Source organism: Cronobacter turicensis, assembly GCF_041222865.1.
GTDB lineage: Bacteria > Pseudomonadota > Gammaproteobacteria > Enterobacterales > Enterobacteriaceae > Cronobacter > Cronobacter turicensis.
The window spans coordinates 2468132-2490323 of record NZ_CP165997.1 but is presented as its reverse complement, the minus strand read 5'-3'; the positions used below and the strand labels follow the sequence as shown (position 1 = coordinate 2490323).

Genomic DNA, 22192 nt, shown 5'->3' with positions numbered 1-22192 from the left:
CAACTTTATGCCGAACCGGTATCGCCGGAGGCGCTGTGCGCTCCGGCGTACGGCTCGCTTCGTTGTAGGCCCGGTCAGCGCAGGCGCCGCCGGGCGATTCGTCAGGACGATTTACGCACGCGCAGATACCATTCGCAAAGCAGACGCACCTGTTTGCGGGTATAGCCTTTTTCCATCATGCGATCGACAAAATCGTCGTGTTTTTTCTGCTCATCGGTTGAGGTTTTGGCGTTAAAGGAGATAACTGGCAGCAGCTCCTCGGTGTTCGAGAACATTTTCTTCTCGATAACCGTGCGCAGCTTCTCATAGCTGGTCCAGTTCGGATTGCGCCCATTATTGTTAGCACGGGCGCGCAGCACGAAGTTGACGATTTCGTTACGGAAATCTTTCGGGTTGCTGATGCCTGCCGGTTTCTCGATTTTCTCAAGCTCTGCGTTGAGCGATTCGCGGTCGAACAGTTGACCGGTATCCGGATCGCGATACTCCTGATCCTGGATCCAGAAATCCGCATAGGTGACATAGCGGTCAAAGATGTTCTGGCCATATTCGGAGTAAGACTCCAGATACGCCGTCTGGATCTCTTTGCCGATAAACTCGGCATATTTCGGGATCAGATAGCCTTTGAGGAATTCCAGATAGCGCTCGGCCTGCTCCTGCGGGAACTGTTCGCGCTCAATCTGCTGCTCCAGCACATAGAAGAGATGCACCGGGTTCGCGGCCACTTCGGTATGATCGAAGTTGAAGACGCGCGAGAGGATTTTGAACGCGAAACGGGTCGAGAGCCCGTTCATGCCTTCATCGACGCCCGCGTAGTCGCGGTACTCCTGGTATGACTTCGCTTTCGGATCGGTATCTTTCAGGCTTTCACCGTCATAGACGCGCATTTTTGAGTACGTACTGGAGTTTTCCGGCTCTTTCAGGCGCGAAAGAATAGAGAAGCGCGCCAGCGTTTCCAGCGTGCCGGGCGCGCAGGGCGCATGCGACAGCTCACTGTGGTTAAGCAGTTTCTCGTAGATTTTGATCTCTTCCGAAATACGCAGGCAGTAAGGCACCTTGACGATATACACACGGTCAAGGAACGCCTCGTTGTTTTTGTTATTACGGAAAGTGACCCATTCCGATTCGTTGGAGTGCGCCAGAATGATGCCGTTGAAGGGCAGGGCGGAGATGCCTTCCGTCCCGTTATAGTTCCCTTCCTGGGTCGCCGTCAGCAGCGGGTGCAGCACTTTAATCGGCGCTTTAAACATCTCGACGAATTCCATCACGCCCTGGTTGGCGCGGCACAGCGCGCCGGAGTAACCATAGGCGTCCGGATCGTTTTGCGCGTGATGCTCAAGCTTACGGATATCCACTTTACCGACCAGCGCGGAGATATCCTGGTTGTTTTCATCGCCAGGCTCGGTTTTCGCGATAGCGATTTGCTCAAGAATTGACGGCCAGACTTTGACGACGCGGAATTTAGTGATGTCGCCGCCGAACTCATGCAGGCGCTTCGCGGCCCACGGCGACATGATCGTGCCGAGATAGCGGCGCGGGACGTTGTACTCTTTTTCCAGAATTTGCGCGTCTTCCTGCGGATTGAACAGGCACAGCGGATGATCGTTAACCGGGCTGCGCTCGCCGTTGGCGCTTAGCACATAAATAGGCACGCGCTGCATCAGCGATTTCAGACGCTCCGCGAGCGACGATTTACCGCCGCCTACTGGCCCCAGCAGATAAAGGATCTGTTTCTTCTCTTCCAGACCCTGCGCCGCATGTTTCAGGTACGACACAATCTGCTCAATGGCCTCTTCCATGCCATAGAACTCTTCAAACGCCGGATACCGGGCGACCACCCGGTTCGAAAAGAGACGGGAGAGCCGTGGCTCCTGGGCAGTATCCACCATCACTGGCTCACCGATGGCCATCAATAGCCGTTCCGCCGCATTTGCATATGCACTGCGATCCTGCCGGCAAACGGTAAGAAATTCCTGCAGTGTGAACTCTTCGTCCTTGGCAGCTTCATAGCGCTGGCGATAGTGATCGAATATATTCATGGCATGCCGTCCTTTCGTTTTTTAGCACAGGTTAAAGAGCCGTTCATATGAATAGTGGAGGCTCCCGGAAGACGTATTCTGAGTACAGCAACCCTAATGCCAACTTAAGCATTTTTTTGCGCGTTGCACTGTGCTACTGCGGTCAGGGTAATGCACCTTCTTAATTTTAAGCGTAGATGGCATTTGAAAATCTTGCATGCCGCCTTATTGGGGATTCAGTGATTAATCAAGCACTCATCCCGTTGTTTCTGCTACAGCATTTGCATTCGACATGCGGATTCACCGCGAAGTCATAAAATTGCAAGGCAGCTGTCACGCGAAAATGCGAGGCTGCGCGATCCGGTGATGTAAAGAAGTGCGAAAAAATTTGGGGTGAAGCGTAAGGGGCGGTTACACTTCGCGAGCCGATCATTTGACTAAAGGACTTGATGGATTGTGAGCACATTCAAATTTCTGGCACTGGGTGCCGTTATGGCTTCAGCCGCTACCTTTGCGCATGCAGAAGGAAAACTGTCAGTTGGCGCGGGTGCAGGATGGGTAGTGAATCCTTATAAACAGTACGACCGCGACGTTTATCCTCTGCCGGTTATCAACTATGAAGGTGATAACTTCTGGGTGCGCGGCCTTGGTGCGGGATACTACCTGTGGAATGACAATGCCGATAAGCTTTCCATTATGGCGTATTACTCGCCGCTGCACTTCAAGCCAGGCGACAGCGACAGCCGTGCGCTGCGCCGTCTGGACGAGCGTCGATCCACGCTGATGGCGGGCCTGTCTTACGTACATAACACGCAGTATGGTTATCTGCGTACCTCGCTCGCCGCCGATACGCTGGATAACAGCAACGGCATCGTGTGGGATCTGGCGTGGCTCTATCGCTACACCAACGGCGGTCTTACTCTGACGCCGGGCATCGGTGTGGAGTGGAGCAGCGAAAACCAGAACGACTACTACTATGGCGTGAGCGGCAAAGAGTCGCGCCGCAGCGGTCTTGATCGCTATGACGCGGACGATGGCTGGGCGCCGTATGCTGAGCTGACCGCCACTTATCGTCTCTCTGACAGCTGGAGCGTTTACGGCAGCGGCCGTTACACCCACCTGAGCGACGAAGCCAAAGACAGCCCGATGGTGGACCGTTCCTGGTCTGCGCTGCTGTCTACCGGCGTGACCTATACGTTCTGATTCGTAATGCCATGTTGCGGGGCGCCTTGTGCGCCCTTTTTTTTATGGCGCAAGCCGGCAGGAGAGTAAGGAAGAAAAGGGGCGGGCAAAAAACGGCCCCGCGAGAGCGAGGCCGTCTGTCATCAGGCTTGCTTAATCACGCGCAGCGTCTGAGAAAGGCGCGACGGTTTATCTTCACGCGTCTGCTGCGGTTTGGTGACGCAGGCCGTTTCCACGCAGACAAAGGTTTTGTAGCCGTCGTCCGGCATATCGCCCATGCTGACGGAGAGCGCCGGGCCCGGGTTCCAGCCCACCACGTTGCTGTTGTGATGGTGAACCACTTCAAGGGTGCGGTTAAGCGCGCCGTCGTGGATCAGGCTGCACCCTTCCGGGTTCAGGTAAACGCGGTCGGTACGGTCCGGGAACGTCTGCACGCCATCTTCCAGCTTGCCTTGATCGCCGCCGTTGACTTTATCGATGTACGACTCGCCAAGACCGCTCACTTTTACTGCCGCGATGTCGCCGACGTTGAAATAGGAATGCAGCGCGGAGGTGGTTTCAAATTCACCGTGCGCTTCCAGTTCCATTTCGCAAGTTTTGCCCAGTTTGTAGCGCGCGTAGAGCGTGAAATCGTGCGGCCAGTACTGGCGACTCGCGTCACTGGCGTGCAGTTCAAACGTCAGCACCACGCCGTTGTCATCTTCATTGTGCGCGCTCAGATTCCACGGCAGATTGCGGGCGAAACCGTGCGAAGGGAGATCTTTTTGCGCCGACGGGCCAAACCACGGCCAGCAAATCGGTACGCCGCCGCGCAGCGCGACGCCTTTCTTAAACGGCGTATTGGCGCTCAGCCATAACACCTCTTCTTCGCCAGCTGGTTTCCAGCACAGCAGATGCGCGCCCTGCAGCGCCACGGCGGCGCGAACCTGCGGATGGTCGATAACGATAACGTCCAGTTCGTCATGCTGACGACGGGAGAGATAAGGCGTTAACTGTTCAGACACCGGCAAGGCAAAAATCGTCTTGATCATTTCTGGCAATCCTCTGTCTTAAAGCCAATAAAAAGGGCGACCGAAGTCGCCCTTAGGATCAGAATCTCATCTCACTTATTTGGAGATGTGAGCGATCAGGTCCAGTACTTTGTTGGAGTAGCCGGTTTCGTTGTCGTACCAGGAAACCAGTTTCACGAAGTTGTCGTTCAGTGCGATACCTGCTTTAGCATCGAACACGGAAGTGCATACTTCGCCGTTGAAGTCGGTGGAAACCACGTCATCTTCGGTGTAACCCAGAACGCCTTTCATTTCGCCTTCAGCGGCTTTCTTGATGGCGTCTTTGATCTGCTCGTAGGTCGCTGCTTTTTCCAGACGAACGGTCAGGTCAACGACAGACACGTTCGGGGTCGGAACGCGGAACGCCATACCAGTCAGTTTGCCGTTCAGTTCCGGCAGTACTTTACCTACTGCTTTAGCAGCGCCAGTAGAGGACGGGATGATGTTCTGAGCTGCGCCGCGGCCGCCGCGCCAGTCTTTGTGAGACGGGCCGTCAACGGTTTTCTGGGTAGCGGTGGTTGCGTGAACGGTAGTCATCAGACCTTCGATGATGCCGAAGTTGTCGTTGATAACTTTCGCCAGCGGTGCCAGGCAGTTGGTGGTGCAGGATGCGTTGGAAACGATGTCCTGGCCTTCATATTTATCAAAGTTAGCGCCACGAACGAACATCGGGGTGTTGTCTTTGGACGGGCCAGTCAGAACAACTTTTTTCGCGCCAGCGGTGATGTGTTTACGTGCGGTTTCGTCGGTCAGGAAGATACCGGTCGCTTCAGCAACCACGTCCACGCCCACTTCGTCCCACTTCAGGTTAGCCGGGTCTTTTTCAGCGGTAACGCGGATTTTTTTACCGTTAACGATCAGATGACCGTCTTTAACTTCAACGGAACCGTCGAAACGACCGTGAGTAGAGTCATACTTCAGCATGTAGGCCATGTACTCAGCGTCTAACAGGTCGTTGATTGCAACGATCTCGATGTCAGAACGTTTCTGAGCAGCACGGAAAACAATGCGACCGATACGGCCAAAACCGTTGATACCTACTTTGATAGTCATATATTCCACCAGCTATTTGTTAGTGAATAAAAGGTTGGCTGTAAAATTACAAAAACCTTACGCAGCGTCAAGCGGAATCGTGTCAATCATTGCGACAAATCAATCCTCTGGACAAGCTTTGCACGACTGACTCACCTCACTCTTCCTTTTGGCCTCAGGTCCATATGGGGACGCTGAGAGGAATTTAAAAGGGCGTCGAAAACAAAAGTGTGATGTTAATCACATTTGCCTGTTCGCTGCATTTTCAGTGCTAAGTTTAGACCAAAAGTGTACGCCTTACTGTTAATGTTTTGTTAGAATATTACAGGTAATGTAACTGCTTAAACCTTGCCGAGATGTCACCTTATGGCCAATCAAAACTCTCATGACGACCTGAAAAATACCCTGACGGAAATGCAGTTCTACGTCACCCAGAATCACGGTACGGAACCGCCGTATACCGGGCGTCTGCTGCATAATAAGCGTGATGGCGTCTACCGCTGCCTGGTATGCGATGCGGCGCTGTTCAACTCCGCAACCAAGTATGATTCCGGCTGCGGCTGGCCCAGCTTTTACGAGCCGGTGAGCGAGGACTCGATTCGTTATATCAACGATTACTCGCACGGTATGCAACGTATTGAGATCCGCTGCGGCAGCTGCGATGCGCACCTGGGCCACGTCTTCCCGGACGGCCCGCAGCCGACCGGCGAGCGCTACTGCGTCAACTCGGCCTCGCTCAGCTTTACCGATGACGATAACGGCGAGCAAATCAAAGGCTGAAGAATCGATTCAGCAAATTATTCCACTGGAGCGTGATTTTATGAACCTGGAAGACCTGATTAGCAGCATGACGCCTGACGTTTACGAGCGCCTTGCGACGGCCGTTGAGCTCGGAAAATGGCCCGACGGCGTGGCGCTCACCCCCGAGCAGAAAGAAAACAGCCTGCAGCTGGTGATGCTCTGGCAGATGCGGCATAACACGAATCCGCAGCACATGACGATCGGCACTGACGGCCAACTGGTGATGAAAAGCAAGCAGCAGCTTAAGGCGGAGTTCGGCATCAATCAGCAGCCTATCGCCACGCTCAAGCCGGAGTGAGCTGACGTTTGCTGAAGCCATAAAAAAGGCCGCGGATTGCTCTGCGGCCTTTTTTATAATGCAACGTAGGTCTGAAGAGGCTTACGGCTGCGTTTCGCGCCAGTCATCGAGCGTATAGAGCGTGGCGCCGCTCGCCGCCATCTCCTGAAACGCCAGCATACTGGCCTGCGGCGTCAGGTTAACGCCACGGCAGCCGTCGGTTATCACATTCACCGTATACCCAAGACTTACCGCGTCGAGCACCGTGTATTTCACGCAGTAGTCGGTGGCCAGACCCATCACGATTAATTCGTTGACGCCGCGCTCACGCAGCCATGCGTCGAGCGCGGTTTTCTGGCGATGCCCGTTATCGAAAAACGCGCTGTAGCTGTCGATAGCCGGATTTTCGCCTTTATAAAACCGCTGTTCGATGGCGCTCTGGTTCAGCAGCGGATGGAGCGCCGCGCCGTCGCTTTCCTGAATGCAGTGATCGGGCCACCAGGTTTGCGGCAGGCCGTCAAGCGTGCCTTGCGTGAACGGCTCGGCGCGCTGAACAGAAGCAAAGCTGCCGTGATTGGCCGGATGCCAGTCCTGGCTTGCCACCACCGGCTCGCCGCGGCTCTGACACCATGCAATCATCGCGTTCGCTATATCCACCGTGCTGTCGCCTTCCGCGACTGCCAGCGCGCCGCCGGCGCAAAAATCATTTTGCAGATCCACCAGCAGCAGGGCGCGTGAGTTCATATCGTGCTCCTTTTAGTCGTCCGGGGTCAGTTCGCCGCGCAGGTTACACATCATCGCCTCGCGGATCGCCTGCGGCTCCAGCCCCTGGCTTAACAGATAATGCAGTTTGGTCAGCGTGGCCTCGACGGTCATGTCAAAGCCGCTGATGACGCCCGCATGGGCCAGCGCGTTGCCGGTGGCGTAGCCGCCCATATTTACTTTACCGGACATACACTGCGTCAGGTTGACCACCACAATCCCGCGCGAGCACGCTTCCTGCAACTCTTTCAGGAATTCCCCATGCTGCGGCGCGTTGCCGACGCCGTAAGAGCGCAGGATCAGCGCCCGCACCGGCTGGCGTAAGAAGTTACGCACCACGTCGGCGGAGATCCCCGGATAAATGGTCACCACGCCGATAGGCTGCGGCGTAATCGTATGCACGCGCAGCTCGCCGTGGCCGTGCGGCGCGGGCGGCGTATTCAGGCGACGAATATGAATGCCGGCTTCCAGCAGTGGCGGCAGATTAGGGGAGGCGAAAGCGTCAAAGCCGTCGGCATGGGCTTTGGTGGTGCGGTTGCCGCGATAGAGCCGGTTATTGAAGAACAGCGTCACTTCGCTAATCGGATAGTTCGCCGCCACGTAGAGCGAATTCAGCAGGTTGATCTGCCCGTCGGAGCGCAGCTCCGCGAGCGGGATCTGCGAGCCGGTCACGATAACCGGTTTGCTAAGATTCTCGAGCATAAACGACAGCGCCGAGGCCGTGAACGCCATCGTATCGGTGCCGTGAAGGATAACGAAGCCGTCATACTCGTCGTAATGCGCTTTGATGTCCTCGGCGATATGCTGCCAGTCCTGCGGCGTCATATCGGAGGAGTCCATCAGGGGCGCATATTCATGGATGGTGAAATCCGGCATTTCGGGGCGGTGGAATTCCGGCATTTGCGCGAGCTGCTGCTGGAGGTGGCCGGAAACGGGAATGTAGCCGTGTTCGGAGCGTTGCATACCGATGGTGCCGCCGGTATAGGCAACGTAGATCGATTTCTTTTGCATAGGTTAGCTTTCGTTGTGCTTAAACCCGCGCAGTATAGAGGCGCTGCGCAAAAAAATCAGCCCGGCGCTGGCCGGGCTGTGACAGGATCGACGCAGGCGCCTTAGCGCACGTCGCCGCAGGTCAGGCAGAAGGCGTAACGGTTCTGCGGATCGTTAAAGGCGGCGAGCTTATCGCCTTCTTTTTTCGCCGCCAGCGCCGCGTCGGCCACCGGCGCAGGCAACCATGCCTGAAGCGCCTGCGGCAGCATCGCGTGCACCGAACCGGTCAGATTCGCCAGCACCATATCCACAAAGCCCGGCTCATCCTGATAGAAATCGAGATGCCAGGTTTTCAGCTTCGCCAGCTCAGCGGCTTTTTTCACGGCGTCGTCGAAATCGCCGAGGCTGTCCACCAGGCCGTTTTGCTTCGCGTCTTCACCCGTCCAGACGTGACCCTGCGCAATCTGGTCTATCTGTTGCGGCGTCTTGTGACGCGACTGCGCCACCAGACCGATAAAGCGCTGATAACCGTTTTCGATGGTTAACTGCATCAGCTTCTGCACTTCAGGCGGCAGCGCTTTGGTGACCGACACATCCGCAAGCGGCGAGGTCGCGACACCGTCGGTATGCACGCCAATGGAATCGAGGCTGTTTTCCACCGTGTTGATAACGCCAAAGATGCCGATGGAGCCGGTCAACGTGCTCGGGTTCGCCACGATATAACTGGCCGGCGTGGAGATCCAGTAACCGCCGGACGCCGCCATGCCGCCCATGGAAACCACGATCGGTTTGCCTGCTTCTTTCGCCGCCGCCAGCTCCTGACGAATAGTTTCAGAAGCGGTCACGCTGCCGCCGGGGCTGTTCACCCGCAGCACTATGGCTTTTACCTTCGGATCCAGACGCGCGTCGCGGATCTGCGCGGCGGTGGTATCGCCGCCGACGTTGCCCGGCGTCTCTTCGCCATCCATGATGGCCCCGTTGGCGAACACCACGGCGATGCTCTCGCCCTGTTCAGACGGCTTGTTCACCGGGTAGTCGTAAATGCTGACGGCGCGGAAATCTTTATCCTTGTCGCTCCAGCCAAATTGTTTCACCAGCGCTTTATCGATGGTCGCGCTGCTCGCCAGCTCATCCACGAGCTTATTGTCGAGCGCATATTTCGCCGTATCGCCGCCTGCGGCTTCAAGGCCTGCGATCATCGCCTGCGCGCCAGGGAAGATCTGGCTGGCCGGCACCTGACGGTTGGCCGCGAGTGTGCCGAGATAGTTCTGCCACAGCTCGCCAATCCAGCGGCTGTCGGCCTCACGGGCTTCCGGCGACATATCGTCGCGGATAAACGGCTCAACGGCGGATTTATAGGTGCCGACGCGGAACACATGGGTGGTCACTTTGAGTTTATCGAGCAGCGATTTGTAGTAGAGGCCATTAGTCGCGAAACCGTGCAGATCGACGGTGCCCTGCGGCGAGAGCCAAATCTTGTTGGCGAAGCTTGCGAGGTAATACTGGCCCTGGCTGTAGCTTTCACCGATGGCGTACACCGGCTTACCGGCGTCGCGGAATTCGCGCAGCGCCTTGCCGATATACTGCATTGAAGGCTGATCGGCGCCGGCGAAATCTTTCAGATCCAGCACGATACCCGTGATATTGCGGTCGTCTTTCGCCTGGCGAATCGCGTTGACGATATCAAACAGCGAATTTTCCTGTAAACGGTCGGAGCTTGCGCCAAAGAGCTGACGGCCCAGCGCGCCAAGCTTATTATTAACCGACGGTTTATCCACCACCACGCCGCTGATATCGAGCAGCAGCGCGCCGCGCGCAGGTTCAGACGGGCCGCTGTTAAACTGCATCCAGACGCCAACGCACACCAGCACCAGCAGCAGAAACAGCAGATTCATCACCAGCTCTCTGATGATATTGAGCAGGCGCCAGGTCCACTTAAAGAATCCGGCAATAATTCGCCAAAGGGTACGCATTTACTCTCCCTAATCCGTGAATAACGGGGAACCCCGTAACCTCCCGCTACAGGCGGGACGCCGACAAAGTGTAAATACCACGGGCGGGCTTGTCAGCAGGAAACGCGGGCAGGGTGTAACAAAACATACCGCTGTGTTAATTTTATGGGTAAAAATCATCAAAGGAGAGTTGAGATGGATGCATTAGATATGCTGGTCAACCGCCGCAGCGCCTCACGTCTCGCTGAGCCTGCGCCAACGGGCGACGCGCTGGAAAACATTCTGCGGGCGGGTCTGCGCGCGCCGGATCACGGTACGCTACAGCCGTGGCGTTTCTTTGTCATCGAAGGGGAAGGGCGTGAGCGCTTCAGCGCGCTGCTGGAGAAAGCCGCCGTTGCCGACGGTCAGGATGAAAAGGCTATCGACAAAGCCCGCAACGCGCCGTTTCGCGCGCCGCTGATTATCACCGTGGTCGCCCACTGCGAAGCGCACCACAAAGTGCCGCACTGGGAGCAGGTGGTCAGCGCCGGTTGCGCGGTCATGGCGATGCAGATGGCAGCGCTCGCCCAGGGCTTTAACGGCATCTGGCGCAGCGGCCCGTTCACTGACAACAACCTGGTGCGCGAGGCGTTTGAGTGCCGCGAGCAGGATCAAATTGTCGGTTTTCTCTATCTCGGCACGCCGCAACTGAAGGCGTCCACCACCATTAATCTGCCGGATACCGCCCCCTTCGTGCGTCATTTCTGAACCCCACGCGCAAAACTGTCTGGATTGTGAGCAAAAGCGGCGCAATTCAGACAGCCATACTTACCACCCCGTCTTTCTGGCGCTACCATAAGCGCGCTTTATTTATCGAATGATAACGATCACCTGATTCTGACCAAACAAGGAGCGGTCCATGAGTGAGCAAGCGATTCGTCTGACCCAGTACAGCCACGGAGCAGGTTGCGGTTGTAAAATTTCCCCGAAAGTGCTGGAAACCATCCTGCACAGCGATCAGGCGAAGTTTATCGACCCCAACCTGCTTGTCGGTAACGAAACGCGCGACGACGCGGCGGTGTACGACCTGGGCAACGGCACGAGCGTTATCAGCACCACTGATTTCTTCATGCCCATCGTGGACAACCCGTTCGACTTTGGCCGCATCGCCGCTACCAACGCCATCAGCGATATCTACGCGATGGGCGGTAAACCTATTATGGCGATCGCCATTCTCGGCTGGCCGGTTAACACGCTTGCGCCGGAAATCGCGCGCGAGGTGGTGGAAGGCGGGCGCTTTGCGTGTCAGCAGGCGGGCATTGCGCTGGCGGGCGGCCACTCCATCGACGCGCCGGAGCCGATTTTCGGTCTCGCCGTCACCGGCGTGGTGCCGACCGAGCGCGTGAAGAAAAACAGCACCGCCGAGGCGGGCTGCAAACTCTTTCTCACCAAGCCGCTGGGTATCGGCGTTCTCACCACGGCCGAGAAAAAATCGCTGCTGCGCCCGGAGCATCAGGGTCTTGCGACGGAAGTGATGTGCACCATGAATAAAGCAGGCGCTGAGTTCGCAGAGATCGACGGCGTGCGGGCGATGACTGACGTCACCGGCTTCGGGCTGCTGGGCCATCTCAGCGAAGTGTGCCAGGGCGCGGGCCTGCAGGCGGAGCTCTGGTATGAGGCCGTGCCGAAACTGCCGGGCGTGGAGGAGTACATCGCGCAGGGCGCGGTGCCGGGCGGCACCAGCCGTAACTTTGCGAGCTACGGCCACCTGATGGGCGACATGCCGGACGCCTGGCGCAGCCTGCTGTGCGATCCGCAAACCTCCGGCGGCCTGCTGCTGGCGGTCGATCCGCAATCCGAGGCGCAGGTGCAGGCCGTGGCGGCGGAGCATGGCATCACGCTTAGCGCCATCGGCGAGCTGAAAACCGCGCGCGGCGGCCGCCCCATGGTGGAGATTCGCTAATCGATGCGGTTGTTTATTGCCGAAAAGCCCAGCCTGGGGCGCGCCATCGCCGACGTGTTGCCTAAGCCGCACCGCCGGGGCGACGGGTTTATTGAGTGCGGGAACGGCCAGGTGGTCACCTGGTGCGTCGGGCATCTGCTGGAGCAGGCGCAGCCGGACGCTTACGACAGCCGCTATGGCCGCTGGAATCTCGCCGACTTACCCATCGTGCCGGAAAAGTGGCAGCTTCAGCCGAAACCGTCGGTCGCAAAGCAGCTCAATGTGATTAAAAAGCTGCTGCGCGAGGCGCAGGAGATAGTGCATGCGGGCGACCCGGATCGCGAAGGGCAACTGCTGGTGGACGAAGTGCTCGACTACCTGCAACTGCCCGCGGAAAAGCGCCAGCAGGTGCGCCGCTGCCTGATTAACGATCTCAACCCGCAGGCGGTGGAGCGCGCTATCGACAAGCTGCGCGAGAACCGCGAGTTTGTCCCGCTCAGCACCTCGGCGCTCGCCCGCGCCCGCGCCGACTGGCTTTACGGCATTAACATGACGCGCGCCTATACGCTGCTCGGGCAGAACGCGGGCTATCAGGGCGTGCTCTCGGTAGGCCGCGTCCAGACGCCCGTGCTGGGGCTGGTGGTGCGGCGCGACGAAGAGATAGAACACTTCGTCGCCAAAGATTTCTTTGAAGTCAAAGCGCACATCGTTACGCCCGCCCAGGAGCGCTTCACCGCGCTCTGGCAGCCGAGCGAGGCCTGCGAGCCGTATCAGGATGAAGAGGGGCGGCTTCTGAACCGGGCCCTGGCGGAGCATGTCGTTAAGCGTATCGAAGGGCAGCCTGCGCGTGTCACCAGCTACAACGACAAACGCGAAGGCGAAGCCGCGCCGCTGCCGTTCTCGCTCTCGACGCTGCAAATCGAGGCCTCAAAACGCTTTAACCTGAGCGCGCAGGCAGTGCTGGATATCTGCCAGAAGCTGTACGAAACCCACAAACTCATTACGTATCCGCGCTCCGACTGCCGCTACCTGCCGGAGGAGCACTTCGCGGGCCGCCATGCGGTGCTGAAGGCGATAGGCGTCCATGCGTCGGATCTGCTGCCGCAGCCCGCAGTCGATCCTGAGCGTCGCAACCGCTGCTGGGACGACAAAAAAGTGGACGCCCACCACGCCATCATCCCGACGGCGCGCAGCGCGCCCGCGTCGCTCTCTGACGGCGAAGCGAAAATCTACGGGCTTATCGCCCGTCAGTACCTGATGCAGTTCTGTCAGGACGCGCAGTTTCGCAAATGCGTCATTGAGCTTGACATCGCGGGCGGCAAATTCATCGCTAAAGCGCGCTTTCTGGCTGAGGCGGGCTGGCGCACGCTGCTCGGCGCGAAAGAGCGCGACGAAGAGAACGACGGCACGCCGCTGCCGGTGGTCGCAAAGGGCGACGAGCTGCATTGCGAACGGGGTGAAGTGGTCGAACGTCAGACCCAACCGCCGCGCCATTTCACCGACGCCACGCTCCTGTCGGCCATGACCGGTATCGCGCGCTTCGTGCAGGATAAAGATCTGAAAAAAATCCTGCGCGCCACCGACGGGCTCGGCACGGAAGCGACCCGCGCAGGGATTATCGAGCTGCTGTTTAAGCGCGGTTTTCTTGAAAAGCAGGGGCGCTATATCCACTCGACGCCCGCCGGAAAAGCGCTGATCCACGCGCTGCCGGAGCTTGCCGCGCGCCCGGACATGACCGCGCAGTGGGAGTCGACGCTGACGCAAATCAGTGAGAAGCAGTGCCGCTATCAGGATTTCATGCAGCCGCTGGTGCACACGCTCTACACGCTGATTGACCAGGCGCGTAGCGCCCCGGTGCGTCAGTTCCGCGGTCTGGTGGCGCCCCAGCAGGCGCAAAAACGCCGCGCGGGCAAGGGCGGCAAAAAGCCTGCCGCCCGCAAACGCAGCGGCGCGCAACCGGCGACGGAGTAATTCCGTCGCGCTAAACTCCGGGCCGGATGCGCCGATACTGTCTACACGAGCGCGCGACGCGCTATAGTGAAATCAGGATCACATAACGAGAGGGGAAACGGGGTGTCAGTGAAAAAGAGCTTACTGGCGGCGCTGGCGCTGCTGGCGACCCTGCCGGCGGGCGCCGACAGGCTGCGCCCGGATGTGCAGGTCAACGTGCCGGAAGAGGTATTTAATACCGGCGGCCAGCGTTCGCAGCAACAGTGCATTCAGTGCTGCGTCTATCAGGATCAGAATTACTCCGAAGGGGCGGTGATCAAAGCCGATGGCGTGCTGTTGCAGTGTCAGCGCGACGAGAAAACCCTCAGCACGAACCCGCTGGTGTGGCGTCGCGTGCGGACATAAACGCCTCCAGCAACGGAATATCCGCCGGGGCGAGCGCATAGCCGAACGCCTCGCGCGGTTCACACCAGACGAACGCGCTGTGGCACAGCGCCTGCGGCTCGCCGTCAAAATCGTCCACCCGCCACGCATGTAACCGGATAACCCGCCCGGAGACCTCATGCGTGTGGCTTGCCACATACGCGCCGATACGCGCGCGTATCGCCAGTTCTTCCTGCAGCTCACGCGCCAGCGCCGCAGGCTGGCTTTCGCCCGGCTCCACTTTGCCGCCGGGAAATTCCCACAGCCCCGGTTGGTCGCCAGCGGGTGAGCGCTGCGCCAGCAGCAGACAACCCTCGCGCACGATGATCGCCGCCACGACATCAATGATTTGCATAGTGTGTTTTCCGAAGGGCTCCTCCCGCAGGAGGAGCCGCAAGAATTACAGCGAGAAGGTCGCCCAGACCGGCGCGTGATCGGACGGTTTTTCCATGGCGCGGATATCATAATCGATACCGGTTTCCACCAGGCGCGCCATCAGCGGGTCGCTCGCCAGCAGAAGATCGATGCGCAGGCCGCGGTTATCGTCAAAGCCTTTCGAGCGGTAGTCGAACCAGGAGTAGCGGTCAGTGATGTCCGGGTTAGCGTGGCGGAACGTATCTTTAAGCCCCCAGTTCAGCAGGCGGCCCATCCATTCGCGCTCTTCCGGCAGGAACGAACATTTGCCGGTGCGCAGCCAGCGCTTGCGGCTCTCTTCGCCGATGCCGATATCCAGATCGCCCGGGCTGATATTCATGTCGCCCATAATAAGCACCGGTTTATCGTTGCTGAGCGCCGTTTCAAGATAGTCCTGCAAATCCTGGTAGAACTTCGCTTTGGCGGGGAATTTCACCGCGTGGTCGCGGCTTTCGCCCTGCGGGAAGTAACCATTGATCACGGTGATATCGCCGATCGCGGACGGGATTTCCGCCATGATGATACGACGCTGCGCTTCTTCATCGTCGCCCGGAAAGCCGCGGCGCACGGAAACCGGCGTGGCTTTGGTCAGCAGCGCCACGCCGTAATGGCCTTTCTGGCCATGATAAAACACGTTGTAGCCCAGTTTCGCCACCTCTTCGAGGGGAAACATATCGTCGTGGACTTTGGTTTCCTGCAGGCCGATTACGTCCGGCTGATGCTGTTCCACCAGCGCGGCAAGCTGATGAGGGCGGGCGCGCAGGCCATTGATGTTAAAAGAGATGAATTTCATAGTCGCGAACACACTGGATGAACAAGAGTGGCGCGATGGTATCAGAAAAACCGTCCGCGCGTCTCCCGCCCCGGCAAGGTTGTGGCGATAGCTGAAAGCGGCGCAAACCCGATTTTGGTGCACCATGATGGCGCAGACGCCCTGTAAAGGGGCGCATTTTCAAGACAAATCCCGGTCACGATCACAAATCCAGAACAATATTTTATCAATGCATAAAAGTGCGGGTTTTTTTATGGCGAAGGCCGCTTTGTCATAAATTTATTCACTTATTATGCATTAAAAGTGAATAATGGCGGATCGTAACCTATTGATTTAACGCCACCCCCTCTCCGCTATGCATTTTCTCCTCTGGCTGGCACGAAGCGTGCAATCTACAGTAAGAGCGCAAATGCACATTTAATTAACAACTAAACAACCTTTTATTTACCGGACGAGGTCGCTATGTCGCAGTCAATTACCCGCCAGAACTTTGATGAGTGGATGATCCCCGTTTATGCCCCGGCCGCGTTTATTCCGGTGCGGGCCGAGGGGTCCACGCTCTGGGATCAGGAAGGCAAAGAGTATATCGATTTCGCAGGCGGCATCGCGGTAAACGCTCTCGGCCATGCGCACCCGAAACTGCGCCAGGCGCTGGAAACCCAGGCGGCGAAAATCTGGCATACCGGTAACGGGTATACCAACGAGCCGGTGCTGCGCCTTGCCAAACGCCTGATTGACGCTACGTTCGCCGACCGCGTCTTTTTCTGTAACTCCGGCGCGGAAGCCAATGAAGCGGCGCTGAAGCTCGCCCGCAAATATGCCCACGACCACTACGGCGCGCAGAAAAGCGGCATCGTGGCGTTCAAAAACGCCTTTCACGGCCGCACGCTGTTTACCGTCTCGGCAGGGGGGCAGCCTGCGTATTCCCAGGATTTCGCGCCGCTGCCGCCGCAAATCAGCCATGCCGTGTTTAACGATCTCAATTCCGCCGCGGCGCTGATCAATGACGACACCTGCGCGGTGATTGTCGAGCCGGTGCAGGGCGAGGGCGGCGTGGTGCCTGCCACCAAAGCTTTCCTGAAAGGGTTGCGCGAGCTGTGCGATCGCCACAACGCGCTGCTGATTTTTGATGAAGTGCAGACCGGCGTGGGCCGCACCGGGCACCTCTATGCTTACATGCACTACGGCGTGACGCCGGATGTGCTTTCCACCGCAAAAGCGCTCGGCGGCGGCTTCCCGATTGGCGCGATGCTCACCACCGAACGCTGCGCGGCCGTGATGGGGGTTGGCACCCACGGCACCACCTACGGCGGCAACCCGCTGGCGAGCGCCGTCGCAGGCGAAGTGCTGGATCTTGTGAATACGCCGGAGATGCTGGATGGCGTCAAAGCGCGTCACGACGCGCTTGTCGAGCAACTCAACGCCATGAACCAGCGCCTCGGGGTGTTTAAAGAGATCCGCGGTCTGGGGCTTTTGATCGGCTGTGTGCTGAGCGATGAATATGCGGGCAAGGCGAAGGCGATGTCGCTCGCCGCCGCGAAGGAAGGCGCGATGGTGCTGATTGCGGGCGCGAACGTGCTGCGCTTTGCGCCTGCGCTCAACATCAGCCATCAGGAGATTGAAACCGGGCTCGCCCGCGTGGCGCGCGCCTGTGAAAACTGGATTAAGGAGGGCGCATCATGATGGTGATTCGCCCTGTCGCTCATCAGGATGTCCCGGCGCTGCTCCGGCTCGCCGCCAAAACCGGCGGTGGGTTGACCTCGCTGCCGGTCGATGAAAAAACGCTCAGCGCCCGCGTCGAGCGCTCCCTGCAAACCTGGCGCGGCGAGCTGCCGCCAGGCGATCAGGGCTATGTCTTCGTGCTGGAAGATACGCAAAGCCGCACGGTCGCCGGGATCTGCGCCATCGAAGTGGCCGTCGGGCTCAGCGAGCCCTGGTATAACTACCGCGTCGGCACGCTGGTGCACGCGTCGAAAGAGCTGAATGTCTACAACGCGCTGCCCACGCTCTTTCTCAGCAACGATCACACCGGCAGCAGTGAACTTTGCACGCTCTTTCTCGACCCGGACTGGCGCAAAAACGGCAACGGCTATCTGCTCTCCAAATCGCGTTTTATGTTTATGGCCGCGTTTCGCGAGCGCTTTAATGAAAAAGTGGTCGCGGAAATGCGCGGGGTGATTGACGAGCACGGCTACTCGCCGTTCTGGGAAAGCCTCGGCCAGCGTTTCTTCTCTATGGAGTTCAGCCGCGCCGACTACCTGTGCGGCACCGGGCAGAAAGCGTTTATCGCCGAACTGATGCCGAAGCACCCCATCTACACCCAGTTTCTTTCCGAAGAGGCGCAGTCCGTCATCGGACAGGTACATAAAGACACGGCGCCCGCGCGCGCCGTGCTGGAGGCCGAAGGCTTCCGCTATCGCAACTATGTCGACATCTTCGACGGCGGGCCGACGCTGGAGTGCGATATCGACCGGGTGCGGGCTATCCGTAAAAGCCGCCTCGTGGAGGTCGCGGAAGGCCAGCCGGTCACCGACGACGAACTGCCCGCCTGTATGGTCGCCAACGAAAATTACGATAATTTCCGCGTGATGCTGATCCGCGCCAGACCGGACGCCGACAGGCTGATTCTGGATGCCGCCACGCTGGATGCCCTGCAATGTCGCCACGGCGATCGCGTACGCCTGGTGCGCCTGTGCCCTGAGGAGAAAAAAGTATGAGTTTATGGATCAACGGTGAGTGGACAACGGGGCAAGGCGAGGCGCTGGAAAAACGCGATCCGGTCGGCGGCGGCCTGCTCTGGCAGGGCCATGCGGCCGACGAGGCGCAGGTTATAAATGCCTGCGCCGCCGCCCGCGCGGCGTTCCCGGCCTGGGCGAAACGGCCTTTCGCCGATCGTCAGGCCATCGCCGAGAAATTCGCGGCGCTGCTGGAGGCCAATAAAACCGAACTGACGCGGATCATCGCGCTGGAAACCAGCAAACCGCGCTGGGAAGCGGCCACCGAAGTGACTGCGATGATCAATAAAGTGGGCATTTCGCTCAAAGCGTACCAGACCCGCACCGGCGAACAACACTCGCCGATGCCGGACGGCGCGGCCACGCTGCGCCACCGTCCGCATGGCGTGCTGGCGGTCTTCGGGCCGTATAACTTCCCGGGCCACCTGCCGAACGGCCATATCGTCCCGGCGTTACTGGCGGGCAACACATTAGTGTTTAAACCGAGCGAGCTGACGCCGCACACCGGCGAGGCCGTGGTGAAACTCTGGGAGCAGGCGGGGCTGCCTGCGGGCGTGCTGAATCTGGTGCAGGGCGCGCGCGCGACCGGCCAGGCGCTCTCCGCCCAGCCGGAACTCGATGGGCTGCTGTTTACCGGCAGCGCCAGCACCGGTTATCAGTTACACCGTCAGCTCGCCGGTCAGCCAGAGAAGATCCTGGCGCTGGAGATGGGCGGCAATAACCCGCTTATCGTTGAAGATCCGGACGATATCGACGGCGCGGTGCATCTGGCGATTCAGTCGGCGTTTATCACCGCCGGGCAGCGCTGTACCTGCGCGCGCCGCCTGCTGGTTAAACGGGGTGGTGCGGGCGACGCCTTCCTGGCGCGCCTCGTTGAGATTGCCGGACGTCTGCGCCCTGACCGCTGGGACGCCGAGCCGCAGCCGTTTATGGGCGGGCTTATCAGCGCGCAGGCGGCGGAGCGGGTACTGGAAGCCTGGCAGGGGCATCTGACGCGGGGCGGCAAGCCGCTGTTAACGCCAGCCCTGGCGCAGGCGGGCAGTTCGCTGCTCACGCCGGGCATTGTTGAGCTGACCGGCGTGGATGACGTGCCGGATGAAGAAGTCTTCGGGCCGCTGCTGGGCGTCTGGCGTTATGACGATTTCGACGAGGCCATTACGCTTGCCAACGCCACCCGCTACGGGCTCTCCTGCGGGCTGATTTCGCCGGTGCGCGAAAAATTCGATCGGCTGCTGCTGGAAGCGCGCGCCGGTATTGTGAACTGGAACAAACCGCTGACCGGCGCGGCCAGCACAGCGCCATTCGGCGGCGTCGGGGCCTCCGGCAACCATCGCCCGAGCGCCTGGTATGCGGCGGATTACTGCGCCTGGCCGATGGCCTCGCTGGAAAGCCCGACCTTCGCGCTGCCGCAGACGTTAAACCCCGGCCTCGATTTCAGCGGCAAGGAGCAGGCATGAAAGCACGTGAAGTCAACTTTGACGGGCTGGTGGGACTGACTCACCATTACGCCGGACTCTCTTTCGGTAACGAAGCGTCAACGAAGCACCGTTTTCAGGTTTCGAACCCGAAGCTTGCCGCGAAACAGGGGCTCGCGAAGATGAAAGCGCTGGCGGACGCCGGTTTCCCGCAGGCGGTGATCCCGCCACAGGAGCGGCCGAATCTCGCAGCGCTGCGCCAGATTGGGTTTACCGGCAGCGATCACCAGGTGCTGGAGAAAGCCTGGCGCGCCGCGCCGCATCTGCTCTCCGCCGCCAGCTCGGCGTCGTCGATGTGGGTGGCGAACGCCGCGACGGTGTGTCCTTCCGCCGACGCGCTGGACGGCAAAGTGCACCTGACGGTGGCGAACCTCAACAATAAATTCCACCGCGCCAGTGAAGCGCCCGGCACCGAACGGCTGCTGCGGGCGATTTTCCGCGATGAATCCCGTTTTGCCGTCCATCCGGCGCTGCCGCAGGTAGCGATGTTCGGCGACGAAGGCGCGGCGAACCATAACCGGCTCGGCGGCGACTATGGCGAGCCGGGCCTACAGCTTTTCATCTACGGGCGTGAAGAGAGCGGGGCGCTGGTGCCCGCCCGCTACCCGGCGCGCCAGACGCTGGAAGCCTCGCAGGCCGTAGCGCGCCTGAATCAGGTAGATCCGCAGCGCGTCATCTTCGCGCAGCAAAACCCGGCGGTCATCGATCAGGGCGTGTTTCATAACGATGTGATTGCTGTGTCCAACCGCCAGGTGCTGTTCTGCCACGAACACGCGTTTTTACACCAGCACGCGCTCTTCGATGCGCTGGCTGAAAAAGTACCGGGCTTTACGCCGCTGGTGGTGCCCGCAGGCGAGGTCTCGGTGCAGGATGCGGTGGAGACATACCTTTTCAACAGCCAGTTGCTGAGCCGCGACGACGGTTCCATGGTGCTGGTGCTGCCGGAAGAGTCGCGCCGCCACGAAGGCGTCTGGCGTTACCTGAATACGCTCGTGGCGGCGGATAACCCGATTAGCGAGCTGAAAATTTTTGATTTGCGCGAAAGTATGGCTAACGGCGGCGGCCCGGCGTGCCTGCGGCTGCGCGTGGCGCTGACCGACGACGAGCGCCAGGCGGTGAACCCGGCGGTAATGATGAATGACGCGCTCTTTACGCGGCTTAACGCGTGGGTCGACAAACATTACCGCGACCGGTTGACGCAGGAAGACCTGGTTGACCCGCAGTTATTGCGCGAGGGGCGCGAGGCGCTGGATGAACTGACGCGTCTGCTCTCGCTCGGCAATGTCTATCCGTTCCAGCAGTAAGGAGACGCCATGGACGATTTTCTTGCACAGACGCTGCGCGGCGAGACGCCCGCGCTGACAACGCAACAACGCGGCGGCGTGACTATCGAGTGGCTGGATGAAGGCATTTTGCAACTGACGCCCGGCAAAGACGTGCGCGGCGCGCTGGTGCTCAGCGCGGGCATCCACGGCAATGAAACCGCGCCGGTGGAGATGCTGGAGCAGCTACTGGCGCCGCTGCTGCGCGGCGAGCGGCCGCTCGCCTGGCGGCTGCTGGTGGTGCTGGGCAGTCCGGCGGCGCTGCGGGCCGGACGGCGGTTTATCGATTATGATCTCAACCGTCTTTTTGGCGGGCGCTGGCAGACCGCCACGCCGGGCGTCGAAACCGCGCGCGCCGCGCGTCTCGAACAGGCGCTGGAGACCTTTTTCGCAGCGGGCGATGAAACGGTGCGCTGGCATCTGGATCTGCATACCGCCATTCGCGGGTCACGCTTCCCGCGTTTTGGCGTACTGCCCGCGCGCACCACGGCGTGGCCAGAGGATTTTCTCGTCTGGCTTGGCGAAGCCGGGCTCCAGGCGCTGGTCTTTCACCGCGCGCCGGGCGGCACCTTTACACACTTATCATGCGAGCGCTTCGCGGCGCTGAGCTGTACGCTGGAGCTCGGTAAGGCGCTGCCGTTCGGCCACAACGATCTCAGCCAGTTTGCGCCAACGCAGCGGGGCCTGGCGGCGCTGCTTGACGGATCGACTGCGCCTGCCGGTACGGATGCGCCGCGACGCTTTGAAGTGGCGCAGCAGATCACCCGGCGCAGCGAGCGCTTTGTGTTGCATATGTCGGGCGATACCGAAAATTTCACCGCTTTTAGCGCGGGCACGCTGCTGGCGGAAGATGGCGATGAGCGTTATTACGCGCAGGACGATGAGCGGGTGTTGTTTCCGAATCCGTCCGTCGCGTTGGGTTTACGCGCCGGATTAATGCTCCGGGAAATAAAATAACGGGCGGCCCCAGGCGGGCCGTGAAAATAATGCGGATAATTCTGAAGGGGCGCTTTATTTTGCAGCGCCGCGCCTTTATACTGCGCTCACACTCTCTTCACAATCAAGCGGTTGTGATATTTTAAAATCTTTCTCCTCTCTTTTTCCTTATTTTCTCCATAAT

The 22192-nt window shown here is 59.4% G+C and carries 20 protein-coding genes; 12 read left to right on the top strand and 8 right to left on the bottom strand.

Annotated features, from left to right (window positions below; genetic code table 11):
- Positions 1 to 101: 101 nt before the first annotated feature.
- Positions 102 to 2036, bottom strand: coding sequence for a protein kinase YeaG (gene yeaG, locus AB8W27_RS11820; protein ID WP_007760282.1), 1935 nt, complete (start codon positions 2034 to 2036; stop codon positions 102 to 104).
- 471 nt (positions 2037 to 2507) lie between these two features.
- Between yeaG and AB8W27_RS11815 the strand changes: the two genes are divergently transcribed.
- Positions 2508 to 3218 carry a MipA/OmpV family protein gene (locus tag AB8W27_RS11815; RefSeq protein WP_202623501.1) on the top strand — a complete coding sequence of 237 codons (711 nt, stop codon included), beginning with the start codon at positions 2508 to 2510 and terminating at the stop codon, positions 3216 to 3218.
- Positions 3219 to 3340: 122 nt separating this feature from the next.
- Here the strand turns inward: AB8W27_RS11815 and AB8W27_RS11810 are convergent, their stop codons facing one another.
- Both AB8W27_RS11810 and gapA read right to left on the bottom strand, forming a co-directional pair.
- The gene (locus AB8W27_RS11810) at positions 3341 to 4228 is read right to left on the bottom strand and encodes a D-hexose-6-phosphate mutarotase (protein ID WP_041923468.1); all 888 of its coding nucleotides are present in this window, start codon (positions 4226 to 4228) and stop codon (positions 3341 to 3343) included.
- Positions 4229 to 4303: 75 nt separating this feature from the next.
- Complete coding sequence (gene gapA, locus AB8W27_RS11805; protein ID WP_007760285.1) at positions 4304 to 5299, bottom strand: glyceraldehyde-3-phosphate dehydrogenase; 996 nt, start codon at positions 5297 to 5299, stop codon at positions 4304 to 4306.
- 345 nt (positions 5300 to 5644) lie between these two features.
- On the opposite strand from gapA, the gene msrB reads away from it, so the two are divergent.
- A complete protein-coding gene (gene msrB / locus AB8W27_RS11800; RefSeq protein ID WP_007760286.1) occupies positions 5645 to 6058 on the top strand; it encodes a peptide-methionine (R)-S-oxide reductase MsrB in 414 nt (137 codons plus the stop codon).
- Between the two features lie 40 nt (positions 6059 to 6098).
- A complete protein-coding gene (locus AB8W27_RS11795; protein ID WP_015740965.1) occupies positions 6099 to 6377 on the top strand; it encodes a YeaC family protein in 279 nt (92 codons plus the stop codon).
- Between the two features lie 81 nt (positions 6378 to 6458).
- Here AB8W27_RS11795 and pncA read toward each other — a convergent pair whose 3' ends face one another.
- From pncA to sppA, 3 genes are all read right to left on the bottom strand, one after another.
- A complete protein-coding gene (gene pncA / locus AB8W27_RS11790; protein ID WP_015740966.1) occupies positions 6459 to 7100 on the bottom strand; it encodes a bifunctional nicotinamidase/pyrazinamidase in 642 nt (213 codons plus the stop codon).
- 12 nt (positions 7101 to 7112) lie between these two features.
- A complete protein-coding gene (gene ansA / locus AB8W27_RS11785; protein ID WP_015740967.1) occupies positions 7113 to 8129 on the bottom strand; it encodes an asparaginase in 1017 nt (338 codons plus the stop codon).
- 101 nt (positions 8130 to 8230) lie between these two features.
- Positions 8231 to 10081, bottom strand: a complete 1851-nt coding sequence (gene sppA, locus AB8W27_RS11780; protein ID WP_015740968.1) for a signal peptide peptidase SppA — start codon at positions 10079 to 10081, stop codon at positions 8231 to 8233.
- A gap of 174 nt (positions 10082 to 10255) precedes the next feature.
- Between sppA and AB8W27_RS11775 the strand changes: the two genes are divergently transcribed.
- The 4 genes from AB8W27_RS11775 to AB8W27_RS11760 all read left to right on the top strand — a co-directional run bounded on the left by AB8W27_RS11775 (position 10256) and on the right by AB8W27_RS11760 (position 14336).
- On the top strand, positions 10256 to 10807 hold the full coding sequence (locus AB8W27_RS11775) for an NAD(P)H nitroreductase (RefSeq protein WP_041923469.1): 552 nt from the start codon (positions 10256 to 10258) through the stop codon (positions 10805 to 10807).
- Between the two features lie 151 nt (positions 10808 to 10958).
- A complete protein-coding gene (selD, locus tag AB8W27_RS11770; protein WP_015740970.1) occupies positions 10959 to 12002 on the top strand; it encodes a selenide, water dikinase SelD in 1044 nt (347 codons plus the stop codon).
- Positions 12003 to 12005: 3 nt separating this feature from the next.
- Positions 12006 to 13952: a DNA topoisomerase III gene (locus AB8W27_RS11765; RefSeq protein ID WP_015740971.1), complete on the top strand. Its 1947-nt coding sequence runs from the start codon at positions 12006 to 12008 to the stop codon at positions 13950 to 13952.
- 102 nt (positions 13953 to 14054) lie between these two features.
- Positions 14055 to 14336 carry a DUF1496 domain-containing protein gene (locus AB8W27_RS11760; protein WP_007760311.1) on the top strand — a complete coding sequence of 94 codons (282 nt, stop codon included), beginning with the start codon at positions 14055 to 14057 and terminating at the stop codon, positions 14334 to 14336.
- Here the strand turns inward: AB8W27_RS11760 and AB8W27_RS11755 are convergent.
- Both AB8W27_RS11755 and xthA read right to left on the bottom strand, forming a co-directional pair.
- A complete protein-coding gene (locus AB8W27_RS11755; protein ID WP_015740972.1) occupies positions 14296 to 14709 on the bottom strand; it encodes a pyrimidine (deoxy)nucleoside triphosphate diphosphatase in 414 nt (137 codons plus the stop codon). The genes AB8W27_RS11760 and AB8W27_RS11755 overlap by 41 nt on opposite strands.
- A gap of 45 nt (positions 14710 to 14754) precedes the next feature.
- Positions 14755 to 15561 (bottom strand): exodeoxyribonuclease III, encoded by an 807-nt coding sequence (gene xthA / locus AB8W27_RS11750; protein ID WP_007760319.1) that lies wholly within the window; start codon positions 15559 to 15561, stop codon positions 14755 to 14757.
- A gap of 441 nt (positions 15562 to 16002) precedes the next feature.
- Here xthA and AB8W27_RS11745 point away from each other — a divergent pair, with 441 nt between their 5' ends.
- Genes AB8W27_RS11745 through astE form a run of 5 tightly spaced genes read left to right on the top strand, consistent with a single transcriptional unit; the run spans position 16003 to position 22029 of the window.
- Complete coding sequence (locus AB8W27_RS11745) at positions 16003 to 17223, top strand: aspartate aminotransferase family protein (RefSeq protein WP_015740974.1); 1221 nt, start codon at positions 16003 to 16005, stop codon at positions 17221 to 17223.
- Positions 17220 to 18257: an arginine N-succinyltransferase gene (gene astA / locus AB8W27_RS11740; RefSeq protein ID WP_015740975.1), complete on the top strand. Its 1038-nt coding sequence runs from the start codon at positions 17220 to 17222 to the stop codon at positions 18255 to 18257. The genes AB8W27_RS11745 and astA overlap by 4 nt, the downstream gene beginning before the upstream one ends.
- Positions 18254 to 19732 carry a succinylglutamate-semialdehyde dehydrogenase gene (gene astD, locus AB8W27_RS11735; protein ID WP_015740976.1) on the top strand — a complete coding sequence of 493 codons (1479 nt, stop codon included), beginning with the start codon at positions 18254 to 18256 and terminating at the stop codon, positions 19730 to 19732. Before astA ends, astD begins: the two co-directional genes overlap by 4 nt.
- Positions 19729 to 21054 (top strand): N-succinylarginine dihydrolase, encoded by a 1326-nt coding sequence (gene astB, locus AB8W27_RS11730; protein ID WP_015740977.1) that lies wholly within the window; start codon positions 19729 to 19731, stop codon positions 21052 to 21054. Before astD ends, astB begins: the two co-directional genes overlap by 4 nt.
- Before the next feature lie 9 nt (positions 21055 to 21063).
- Entirely contained in the window at positions 21064 to 22029 is a 966-nt protein-coding gene (astE, locus tag AB8W27_RS11725) for a succinylglutamate desuccinylase (RefSeq protein WP_015740978.1), read from the top strand.
- The last annotated feature ends 163 nt before the right edge of the window (positions 22030 to 22192 follow it).